At 41.1% G+C, this 10,698-nt stretch carries 11 protein-coding genes; 5 read left to right on the top strand and 6 right to left on the bottom strand.

The genetic code is table 11. The features are described from left to right. Nucleotides 1-212: 212 nt before the first annotated feature. Together nifH and V7L05_RS24015 are read right to left on the bottom strand one after the other, a co-directional pair. Complete coding sequence (gene nifH / locus V7L05_RS24020) at nucleotides 213-1,103, bottom strand: nitrogenase iron protein (RefSeq protein ID WP_292801290.1); 891 nt, start codon at nucleotides 1,101-1,103, stop codon at nucleotides 213-215. 1,509 nt (nucleotides 1,104-2,612) lie between these two features. Next, a complete protein-coding gene (locus V7L05_RS24015; RefSeq protein ID WP_335167766.1) occupies nucleotides 2,613-4,232 on the bottom strand; it encodes an ArnT family glycosyltransferase in 1,620 nt (539 codons plus the stop codon). Between the two features lie 791 nt (nucleotides 4,233-5,023). Between V7L05_RS24015 and V7L05_RS24010 the strand changes: the two genes are divergently transcribed. Next, nucleotides 5,024-6,169 (top strand): hypothetical protein, encoded by a 1,146-nt coding sequence (locus tag V7L05_RS24010; protein ID WP_335167764.1) that lies wholly within the window; start codon nucleotides 5,024-5,026, stop codon nucleotides 6,167-6,169. A gap of 186 nt (nucleotides 6,170-6,355) precedes the next feature. On the opposite strand, the gene V7L05_RS24005 is transcribed toward V7L05_RS24010, so the two are convergent. Beyond that, nucleotides 6,356-7,672, bottom strand: a complete 1,317-nt coding sequence (locus tag V7L05_RS24005; RefSeq protein WP_335167763.1) for a recombinase family protein — start codon at nucleotides 7,670-7,672, stop codon at nucleotides 6,356-6,358. Nucleotides 7,673-7,852: 180 nt separating this feature from the next. Then, the gene (locus V7L05_RS24000; RefSeq protein ID WP_335167761.1) at nucleotides 7,853-8,212 is read right to left on the bottom strand and encodes a VOC family protein; all 360 of its coding nucleotides are present in this window, start codon (nucleotides 8,210-8,212) and stop codon (nucleotides 7,853-7,855) included. A gap of 33 nt (nucleotides 8,213-8,245) precedes the next feature. On the opposite strand from V7L05_RS24000, the gene V7L05_RS23995 reads away from it, so the two are divergent. Together V7L05_RS23995 and V7L05_RS23990 are read left to right on the top strand one after the other, a co-directional pair. Further along, nucleotides 8,246-8,419 (top strand): hypothetical protein, encoded by a 174-nt coding sequence (locus tag V7L05_RS23995; protein WP_335167759.1) that lies wholly within the window; start codon nucleotides 8,246-8,248, stop codon nucleotides 8,417-8,419. Continuing rightward, nucleotides 8,404-8,859, top strand: a complete 456-nt coding sequence (locus tag V7L05_RS23990; protein WP_335167757.1) for a hypothetical protein — start codon at nucleotides 8,404-8,406, stop codon at nucleotides 8,857-8,859. Before V7L05_RS23995 ends, V7L05_RS23990 begins: the two co-directional genes overlap by 16 nt. 236 nt (nucleotides 8,860-9,095) lie before the next feature. Here V7L05_RS23990 and V7L05_RS23985 read toward each other — a convergent pair whose 3' ends face one another. Further along, nucleotides 9,096-9,230 carry a hypothetical protein gene (locus V7L05_RS23985; protein ID WP_335167755.1) on the bottom strand — a complete coding sequence of 45 codons (135 nt, stop codon included), beginning with the start codon at nucleotides 9,228-9,230 and terminating at the stop codon, nucleotides 9,096-9,098. Between the two features lie 310 nt (nucleotides 9,231-9,540). On the opposite strand from V7L05_RS23985, the gene V7L05_RS23980 reads away from it, so the two are divergent. Beyond that, nucleotides 9,541-9,783: a type II toxin-antitoxin system HicB family antitoxin gene (locus V7L05_RS23980; RefSeq protein WP_335167753.1), complete on the top strand. Its 243-nt coding sequence runs from the start codon at nucleotides 9,541-9,543 to the stop codon at nucleotides 9,781-9,783. Further along, a complete protein-coding gene (locus V7L05_RS23975; RefSeq protein ID WP_335167751.1) occupies nucleotides 9,783-10,001 on the top strand; it encodes a type II toxin-antitoxin system HicA family toxin in 219 nt (72 codons plus the stop codon). Before V7L05_RS23980 ends, V7L05_RS23975 begins: the two co-directional genes overlap by 1 nt. 19 nt (nucleotides 10,002-10,020) lie before the next feature. On the opposite strand, the gene V7L05_RS23970 is transcribed toward V7L05_RS23975, so the two are convergent. Beyond that, the coding region (locus V7L05_RS23970; protein WP_335167750.1) for a tetratricopeptide repeat protein at nucleotides 10,021-10,698 on the bottom strand (678 nt) is incomplete at its 5' end.

The following is a 10,698-nucleotide window of genomic DNA, read 5'->3' as shown; positions in this document are numbered from 1 at the left end:
TGTTCCGCTTTCAGGAATCTTTTTACTGGCATGATGCACACACCCTTGGTTTATCTTGTTGCTATTTTATGCGACTTAAATGTGGAACAGCTTAACACTTGTAAACGTTCTGTCAACGCAAAATTAATATCGCTAAAACGACGATTTAAAAGACGTGCAGGGAAAGGGTGAGCAAGCAGCCCACCCCAGACCATTATTTATTTAGCAATACTTTAGACTGGTGCTTCAGTAGCAGTTTTGCCAATCAGCATTGCAGCATTTTCCTCGCTTTCGAGAATACCGAATTCAATCAACAACTCTTCTAACTCTTCCATCTCAATGGGGGTGGGGATAGTGAGGTTCCTGTTGTCGATGATTTTTGTAGCCAATGTCCGATATTCGTTACTTTGATTGCTGTCAGGTGCGTACTCGTTAACAGTCATGCGGCGCAATTCTGCGTGTTGTACAATGTTGTCACGAGGTACGTAGTGAATCATTTGGGTGTTTAACCGTTTTGCCAGGGTTTCGATTAAGTCGATTTCCCGGTCAACGTTACGGCTGTTACAAATCAAACCACCCAAGCGCACACCGCCAGTGTGAGCATATTTGAGAACACCACGAGCGATGTTGTTAGCTGCATACATCGCCATCATTTCACCAGAGGTAACGATGTAGATTTCTTGTGCCTTACCTTCACGGATAGGCATAGCGAAACCACCGCACACAACGTCACCCAAAACGTCGTAACTTACAAAATCAACATCTTTGTAAGCACCGTTTTCTTCTAAGAAGTTGATAGCGGTGATAATACCACGACCGGCGCAACCTACACCGGGTTCAGGTCCGCCAGATTCCACACAACGTACATCCCGGAAACCGGTGAGCATTACTTCTTCAAGTTCAATATCTTCTACAGCGCCGCGTTCAGCAGCCAATTGAAGAACACTGGTTTGAGCTTTACTGTGTAGCATCAAACGGGTAGAGTCAGCTTTCGGGTCGCAACCGACAATCAGAATGCGCTGACCCATTTCAGCCATTGCTGCTAGGGTGTTTTGAGAAGTGGTAGATTTACCAATACCGCCTTTACCATAGAAAGCTATTTGTCTAATCTTTGGGTCAGTCATGGTTGTGTTTTCCTACAATGATTTAGTTAATGAATCTGAAGCTTGATGGGAAATATTTACTCTTGATGCTGTTGGGAAGTAGAGCCTGTTGGCGTAAATATATAGCAGTGAGGGGGTCGCAGTCTTGGCGGTTCCCGTCGATTGCGAACCCCCGAACCCAAAGGGCTTGTTGCTAGACATCGCACCCTGGCAAAAACAGTTAAAATCAGAATATATTTACCCACAAAGCGATTGCTTAAGGGATAGATAAATCTCTATCTCCTAATAACGAAGCCTTTAACACTTTGACTTCAGCATTGTCAGTTTTTGTAACAGAATCCCAAATGGTTGCTCAAGCCTGAAGAGTGGTTGCAGCAGGAATTCAAATGAACGCAGATTTGTTCCCTGAACCACACAACCAACTAAATTGCAATCCACTCTAAATGGTCGCTACAACTTTTCTGATTTTGCAGATGTCAAGTCGCCAAGAACTTCTATAGCGCTTCTCGTTTCGTGATTGATGCAGCCGGATAAATTCCAGCCTAAAAGTGGTAGCTACAGGTGCAGTACTATATATAATGTCTGCACGGGCAATCCCTAACACTCTGGCTTAGACTAGTATCTTGGTGACTTTTAACAGTATGGTTAAATTCCTGAAAATTGTGGAACGACACCATTCTGCTTGGAGTTTTCGTTCCAAAAGTCAGCAACTGCTTCAACTTAGTTCGCGGTTGAAAATATTTGCTCCCGCTTATACTAAGTTAGTAAATATTCTGGATTTCTATGGATTTGTCAGGCTGTACTAAGAGTCTTTCTTCCCAGACTCCAAGAGTAATTGCCTTTAGCGGGTAATGCTCTTACTAGGTTAGCCAACTCTTATTGACTGATACCCAGATAAATTTTGATTGACTTCAAGTTGTTACGGAGGCTACTATCCTACTCAATCTAGTTTTAGATTTTTGTGACAAACAGATGTAGCTAATTGAAGTGGACTTACCAGAGCAAAAAAACTTTCTTGAGCTTGCCTCAAAATTGTCTTGAAGTCTTTTTGTGCTTTTACTTTTTTGATTCCTATAAAAACCATAACATACATCTCACTAATTTATTTGCCGAATCTCCAATTATTTATTTCCTCGCCAGAAGATTATCCTTAGAATCTTTAATAGTCATAAGTTACGCGCTCACAGGTTGCGAGTTAGTGAAATTATTTATCATAGTCAATATGTGCAGTTAGATACTTATGGGTATTTTATAAAAGTATTTAAAACTAATGTTTGACAACGAAAACATAATTTCTGATTTTTGCACTCAAAAATTTTTTCAAATAATTAGAGGTAATTAGAGGCGGAGCCTCAAAATAGGCATTCCCAGTCGGAGACTGGGAACGAGGTAATGGGAGGCAGGGGGAGATGAGGAAGATGAGGGAGTGGGGAGTAAGAATTTTAGATTTTAGATTTTGGATTTTAGATTGAAATTTAATCCAAAATCTAAAATCCAAAATCCAAAATTGAATTGCCCAATGCCCCACATTTACAATCGATTAGTATCTTTTGTAACTAACTTCCAGCCTTCAGCTTGGTCAACTAGCTTCATTGACTCTAGTTGAAGATTGTTGAAAGCAGATGTATGAAGCAGAAAGTAGGGTTGGCCGTTGTAGTGCCAATAATATTGCAGTTCACCAACAGAAGCGGGAATGATAGTGCGATCGCTATAATAATCCAACGAGGGACGATGATAGGGAAAAGATGTGTAAATCTTCCTTGTAGCTGGATTTGCCCGCACAATCATGGCGGCGACTGGTTTAACTGGATAGGCTTCCGATAATTCCCAAACCCAGTAGTTAGATTTCATTAACAGCAACAGCGAAATATAACTTCCCCAAAACAAAATCTTCAGAAATTGCCCGTCGCCTCGTTCTGCCAAAATAGCTGCTAAGGTCATAGTTAAAGCTACTGCGGCAAAAATCAGTTGTAAGTCTGTTTTTGGTGTTGTACCCCAACTGAAATAAATGCTACCAGCAGAAGCGACTATCGCAAGTATTGCCAAACCAGCCACCCAAGCACGCGGATAAGATGAGAGTAAAGGCGAATTTTCCGTCTCTGATAACTGGATACCAAAAGCTAAGGCTAAACTAGGGTAAATGGGGAATAAATACCAGGGAACTTTGGTAATCATGAAGGAAATTATCAGCAGATAAACACCACTCCACGCCATTACTAGTTTTGCCCAGCTAAGATTGCGATTTTCCCAGGTTAAACTTACAGTTTGCGGTAAGAATAATAACCACGGCCATGTGTACTTGAGAAGTTCAATCACATAGTACCAAGGTGGTTGAGAATTCCCCTCTACAACAGAGCCAATTCGACTTGCTGATGGGTTTGCAAGTGCAATTTGGGCGAAAGTGTAACCATAGTGAATTAGTTGGGCAACATACCAACCAGCTACAGGGAGAATACCAATTAAGATTGCTATCCACAGATAGTAACAAGTGAGTAGTCGTGGCGTATCCCAAAATAGAAATACGATCGCGATCGCACCTAATAATACACCTAACAATCCTTGAGTTAGGCAAATCAACCCAAAACTAACGCCAACACCAAGACAATAACGTAAATCTCGGCGCGATCGCAACACGCACAACATCATCACCATCAAGAAACTTACCATCGCCCCATCCAACATTGCTAACCGCCCATGACGCACCACGGGTAGCATTGTTAGGTAAATTAAGGCGCTATAAATAGCAGCCCAACGCTGGCGAAATATCTCACGAGCAATGCAATACAGTAAAGGTACAGATGTCGCGGTTAAAATTGCTCCAGGTAGGCGTGTTGTCCACTCATTTTCACCTCCTAGAGAATAAGCCCAAGCAATTAGCAAATGCATCAAAGGCGGCTTGTCATAATATGGTTCGCCTCCGAGTGTTGGGTAAAGCCAACGCATTGAACCTGCTGGTGCGTGCCAAATTTCACGAGCAACCTGTGCCACAGTCCCTTCATCCCAATCTCGCAGGGGCAATCCTCCCAGATTGATGCTAAACAGTAACACTGCTGCCAACAGCAACACTATTAGCCATACCCAATCAATCCATTTGCCAACCGTGCGATGCTGTTTTTCCAGATGACTCCAAATAAAGCTTCCTTCTTGCATATTCTCTGGTAATCATTTTACTTGCTGGTTTGATTACATAGAGATATCTAGCGAATCTCCAATGTTGCCACCCAGTAGCAACGTATATTCTTAACAATTGCTAGTTTCCAAGATTAACTCAACTTTCTCTAATTAGCGCTATTTTTTGAAAAATTTATCTTAGTTATTTAAAGAACATTTATGCGGATAGATGATAAAAATAATACCGGCAATAAATTATTTATTACCTGCTGATTTGTCCGTAAATGAACTTGTATTTTATTTTTAATGTCACGCTGAGTTTAATTTTTATCTACTTAGTTGCAAGCTAGCTAAATTCCGAAAAGTAGGAAATAATTGCTACAGAGTTTCAATGACGGACTGAACATTTCAAGGAATTATTTGTAATTTTTTTAGATAGTAATTACCAAGATTTTTTAAATCTTCTGCTTTGTTCCCATGCCACCTGAGAATAAATTCTAACGCTAATAGCTCAAGTCATCTCAAAGAGGACTAAATAAAGGGTTTTAAGCGATGTAGATGGCTAGACAATGAGCAAATTTTAGCATTTTAAATTTAATTAAGCGATTATTTATAGTTAAACATCTGTGTTATACAATTTTAAGTAAGTGGGTCAAATTAAATATAAAACCTTACCCTGCCTCCGCCTTCCCTCTCCGTGAGTTCGGAGAGGGATTGAGAGTGAGGTTTGATCTTATGTTTAATTATGTCTACCTACTTGTCAAAGCCTTTTTTCCAAAAATAAGCAGCTATAAAATTATGGGAGCCGGTCAATGAACTTACCTGTAATCGTGGATATTACTGTTGGCTTAGTTTTTATTTACTTGATTTTGAGCCTGCTAGCTTCGGAAATTCAGGAATTGCTTGCCACATTTTTACAATGGAGAGCTAAACATTTAAAAAATTCAATTGAATTACTTGTAGGGGGTGGTAGTGAAACTGAAGAATCAGATATTACTAAGGCAAGAAATTTAGTACAGAAACTTTATAACGATCCTTTGATTAATACCTTGAATCAACAAGCAAAGGAGAAAGTAGAAAAGCAGTTTCGGGAAAATACTAAAACCAGTAACAAAAAAGCACTAGGAGAAAAACAAAGCGCCCCTTCCTATCTTCCTTCTGAAACATTTGCAATTACTTTATTAGATACCTTAAAAATTCCCCAGTTAATTAATTATGTGAAACATCCTAGTGATGAAGTTAAAACAAATTTGCACATGATATTAGCATCTTACAAAGAACTGCAAGCAGGTATTAATGATCCAAACAGTGAAAGTTACAAAACGATTAAAACAATTTATGGAGATATTGACCAGAAATTTATAGATTTTGTTAATCAAGAGTTACCTAATGATGTACCTGATAATTTAATTAATAGTCTTCGTGTGCTTGCTGAACGTAGTAGGATAAAGATTGGCGACCTCACAGAAGAAATAAATCAGTTTAAAAATGAAGTCGAAACATGGTTTGATCGCTCTATGGATCGAGCCAGTGGTGTTTATAAGCGCAATGCCAAAGGAGTTGCTATTCTAATTGGAATATCAATTGCCATATTAACTAATACTGATACATTTCACCTCGTTAATAGATTGTCGCAGGATTCGGTTATTCGCTCTGCCATTACTCAAAGTGCAAGTCAACGAACCGATTTCATCAAAGACCCAGAGGCGAGAAGGGAAATCGAGAAAGTTTTAGGAAATGCTTCTGTACCTATTGGATGGCAAAACATCAATCAACAGTTTGAGCCGAATAGTGGAAACGTCTTATTTATCAGAAGTTGGCAGGTTTTTAGATTAATTTGCGGTTGGATAGTCAGTGGTTTAGCTATTGCTATGGGTGCGCCTTTTTGGTTTGATATCCTCAATAAATTTATCAATGTGCGGAATGCAGGGCCAAAACCTGCTGCTTATACTAAAGATCAACCGTCTCAGAAATAGCGTTTATTTGAATCACATCTGTTGTAGAGAACATTGCTCATTTGTGTCAACTTAAGCTAAAACCCTTTTAAAATCCTCGTTTCCAGCAAGAGGCTGGAAATGCTCTTCAATTGCGGCTCTGCCGCGAGTAAGGTAGGCGGAGCCTTAATGAGGGGCATTCCCAGTCGGAGACTGGGAAGGAGAATCTTAAAAAATAAAAATAACTCGGAGTTTGAATTCTTTATTCTGAAGAATAATCTCAATTTGCTTGATGAATTCTCGAAAATAAAATCGTCGCTCTGTTTCCGACAAATCTAACCAAAATTGGGGAATAGAAACAGCTTGAGCAACAGAACGCAAGTTAACTGGGGGAAGTGTCGCCAACTTTGCTTCGAGTGCAGAAATTTCTGTGCGGAGTTTGTAAGCCCTTAATTTTGCTGTTTCAACATCTAAAATTCCAGTTTCAATTAAAGCGGGTAACTGAGCAAGTATTTCTTGCTGACGTGCGATCGCTTGCCCTAAACTATTCTTGACTGCATCCAACTGAGGAAAATTCATCCCCGCTACAGCTAAGGGTAAGTCACGGCAAACTGTTTCAATTGTATGTTCTAAAACCTCTTGGTAGGGAATAGCCTTACACTTGGGGCGTTGAGGACAGCTAGTAGAACGTAAATAAAGATACTCCTTATCTTGGTTGCGTTGGGTGACACGAGTAACTGTTAGATGTGACTGACACTCAGCACAGACAACCAACCCAGCTAAAGAACGCCTAGCACTAGCAGTTCGGGATGGTAAACGGCTGTTACGGCGTAAAAGTCGGTCAACTTGGGCTGCTTCTTCTTTAGAAATTATCGGAATATGGGTATTGGAGATAATTTCACCATTTTGGTAAGCTGTATTACCGCGATAAACTGGATTAGTTAGCCAGCGTCTTCCTGTAGTTACAGAGATTTTTTTGCCGTATTTTTTCGCCAAGTAACGAACTGAACCCCGCAGAGAACCATAGAGTAAAAAGTCTTCAAAAAAATCTTTGACTACTGGTGAAGTACTGCGGTCAATGGTATATTTTCCTTTACCTCTGCGATAGCCGTAGGGAATTTTGCCGGGTGGCGGTGCAACATCAAGACGATTACGGGCGTGTCCTTGACGAATGCGACGACTACGTTGCTGACGTTGGATTGCGTGTAGCAAATTCAGCAAGTCAGCGCCCAGAGGGTAATTTTCGGAAGTGTAGGGCTGTTCAGTAGCAATTATCGCTACTCCCATTGCTTCGAGTTGATGTAAGCGATCGCTAATTTCCTCTACAGTATCCCCTAATTCTTCCAACCGCCGAATCAACAGATAATCTGCTGCTTCAGTTTGGCAATCGGTAAGTAATTGTTGTAATTGCGATCGCGTAGCGTGTCCAAAGGACTCTCGCTTACCCAAATCTTCATAAACTCGATCCACCTCCCATCCCCAATCGGCTTGATCGGGAGAAGATTCTAATAGCGGATCGGTGTAAGAGTAAGCAATGATTTTCATTAGTCATTAGTCATTAGTCATTAGTCATTAGTCATTAGTCATTAGTCATTAGTCATTAGTCATTAGTCATTAGTCATTAGTTATTAGGACGGAACTAGGTAAAAACTTTTTCAATAATTCCCCCTCATCTCCCTCATCCCCCTCATCCCCCACTCCCCACTCCCCACTCCCCACTCCCCCTCACTGCTGACTCAACTCGATAATATTCCCATCAGGATCTTGAGTAAACAGAGCAGCGCGACCGGAAGCGCTGGCTTGAATAGGATAATTATGATTGAGGAATTGCTGTTTGGCTGCGTCTAAGTCAGCAACGGAGAAAGCAATGTGGGGATTACGTCCCCATTTTTCGTTTTGGTTTTCCGTGGGGACGGTAGGTGCAACTATCAAGTGAAGTTGATAGTCGCCAATTTGATACCATGCACCAGGATAGTTTAAGGAACGATCTATTTTGGATAATCCCAATACTGTGCCATAAAAGTGTTCAGAGCGTTCTAAGTCAGTCACAAGAATTGCTGTATGGAGACTTTGGGTAATGTGCATTGTCGGTAAGATGCGATCGCGTTTATTTAAATTTTGACGTATTTTGAACCTTTGGGAGATGAGGGAGATGAGGGAGATGAGGGAGATGAATTAATAATCAATGCCCAATGCCCCATGCCCAATGCCCCATGCCCAATGCCCAATGCCCAATGCCCAATGCCCAATGACAAACTAAAAAATGAGGATAAATCATGGATGCTCAATTAAGTCTTACAGAAATCAGTGTTGCACGGGAGATTTTACAAGATTACGAGCCTGCACAACACGCTTTGAATCACTTGGAAAAACACAATGGCAAAGTTGAAAGCGCTTTTGCGGATTTGTGGATTGAGAAAAATGGGCAACCGTTGATGCAGCAAAGTAAATCACTTTGGCAAGTCACACTAAAAGTATTGCGTGAGGAACTTTGTGGCGATGATGGTTTTCGCGGTCAACTCAAAGAATACACCAAAAATCCAGGGAGTTCACCCTTGCTGACAGGGTTGATTATCTCCCTTGTTGGTATAGCGACGGCACACGGTTTGGCAATTGATCCAGCGATCGCAACTGTTATTGTTTTATATATCCTCAAAATCGGCTTGAATATTTTTTGCGAATACACCGAACCACCCGTTGGCAATTCTGCAACTCTAGCGCCAGAAAACTGATGTGCTAGTTTACAAATCATCACCTTTTTTTGGATGCTTTGTGTATGGCGTACACTTTGACCTCTCTCCAAACCTCTCTCCTAAAAGGAGAGAGGCTTTGAATCTTACTCCCCTTCCCTTGTAGGGAAGGGGTTGGGGGTTAGGTCTGTATTGAACTCAACAAGCGCTACTATATTGATGCGATCGCGCTACTTGCTAATGAGTGCATCTTGCCGTTAAGTATTTGCATCGCCGTGTTATCTCAATGCAACCTCTTGCAATTTGATTGTATCGGCTGACAATGCCATTGTATCGACTAACAATGCCATTGTATCGACTGACAATGCCATTGTATTGACCGACAATGCCATTGTATCGGCTGACAATGCCATTGTATCGACTTGCTACACCTGCCTAATGAGTATGATCTGGTCGCGCCCCTGTTAAATGCCATCACCCGATCACTCTGGTAATCTCTCTAACGCCTCTTGTGCGATCGCTCCCCGATATTCATCCTTATACTCAACAAATATCTCCAACGCTGTCTGTAAATAAATCCTCGCCTCTGCGTAATTTTCTTCTGCTTCTGCAAGCGTTACTAAAGTGTGGTAGGTGAGTGCTTGCTCATAGCGATCGCCAATCTAAACTTTGATTTTTAGCTTACAATTTAGTCATATAGGCAGTTTTGTACAAAATCTCCAAATGCTGACAGAGTATATTCAAGCAGCTTTGCACAGAGCAAACTATGAAATCTTAGAAGATGGTACTTTTTATGCAGAAGTACCTGAATTGCAAGGGTTATATGCAAATGCATCTACACTGGAAGTTTGCAGAGAAGAGTTAAAACAATCTTTAGAAGAGTGGATTATTTTAGGACTACAGTTAGGGCATAATTTACCTGAATTAGATGGAATCTCTCTTGCTTTAAAAAAGGATGCGGCTTAATGCCAAACTTTGGGTCGATTAACCGCAGGGATTTAATTTATTACCTGAAAAAACTTGCTTTTGAAGGGTCTTACTCAGGTACAAAACATCAATTTATGGTTAAAGATGAACTGAGATTAATCATTCCTAACCCCCACGAAGGAGATATCAGCAAAAGCTTACTGGCAAAAATTTTAAAACAGGCTCAAGTTAGTAGAGATGAATGGGAGGCGCTTTAAACAAGCGATCACCTTGCCATTACTCTGGTAATCTCTCTAACGCCTCCCGTGCGATCGCCCCCCAATATTCTTCCTTATACTCAAGATATATCTCCAACGCTGTCTGCAAATTAACCCTCGCCTCTGCGTAGTTTTCTTCTGCTTCTGCAAGCGTTCCTAAACAGTAGTAGGTGAGTGCTTGGGAATAGCGATCGCCAAATTCGATTTTAATAGCCAAAGCTTGTTGGTAATTGCGCCGCGCCTCCTCAAATTCCCGCAATTGTTTGGCAACTATTCCTAAATTGTGGTAGGTGTCAGCTTGCTCATAGCGATCGCCAAATTCGATATTGATAGCCAAAGCTTGTTGGTAATTGCGCCGCGCCTCCTCAAATTCCCGCAATTCTTGGGCAACTATTCCCAAATTGTGGTAGGTGACAGCTTGAGAATAGCGATCGCCAAATTCGATATAGATAGCCAAAGCTTGTTGGTAATTGCGTCGCGCCTCCTCAAATTCCCGCAATTTTTGGGCAACTCTTCCCAACTCGTGGTAAGTGCTAGCAGAAGAATAGCGATCGCCAAATTCGATATTGATAGCCAAAGCTTGTTGGTAATTGCGCCGCGCTTCCTCAAATTCCCGCAAATATTGGGCAACTATTCCCAAATTGTGGTAGATACTAGCTTGAGAATAGCGATCGCCAAATTCGATTTTGATAGCCAA

Origin of the sequence: Nostoc sp., from assembly GCF_036917755.1 — a bacterium.
Taxonomy (GTDB): domain Bacteria; phylum Cyanobacteriota; class Cyanobacteriia; order Cyanobacteriales; family Nostocaceae; genus Nostoc.
This window is presented reverse-complemented; position numbering and strand designations above follow the sequence as displayed.

Coding starts and splice junctions, on each gene's coding strand:
- V7L05_RS24015 (WP_335167766.1), bottom strand. CDS start 4,232: ATGCAAGAAGGAAGCTTTATTTGGAGTCATCTGGAAAAACAGCATCGC.
- nifH (WP_292801290.1), bottom strand. CDS start 1,103: ATGACTGACCCAAAGATTAGACAAATAGCTTTCTATGGTAAAGGCGGT.
- V7L05_RS23975 (WP_335167751.1), top strand. CDS start 9,783: ATGCCAAACTTTGGGTCGATTAACCGCAGGGATTTAATTTATTACCTG.
- V7L05_RS23985 (WP_335167755.1), bottom strand. CDS start 9,230: ATGGCATTGTCAGCCGATACAATGGCATTGTCGGTCAATACAATGGCA.
- V7L05_RS24000 (WP_335167761.1), bottom strand. CDS start 8,212: ATGCACATTACCCAAAGTCTCCATACAGCAATTCTTGTGACTGACTTA.
- V7L05_RS23980 (WP_335167753.1), top strand. CDS start 9,541: ATGCTGACAGAGTATATTCAAGCAGCTTTGCACAGAGCAAACTATGAA.
- V7L05_RS24005 (WP_335167763.1), bottom strand. CDS start 7,672: ATGAAAATCATTGCTTACTCTTACACCGATCCGCTATTAGAATCTTCT.
- V7L05_RS23990 (WP_335167757.1), top strand. CDS start 8,404: ATGGATGCTCAATTAAGTCTTACAGAAATCAGTGTTGCACGGGAGATT.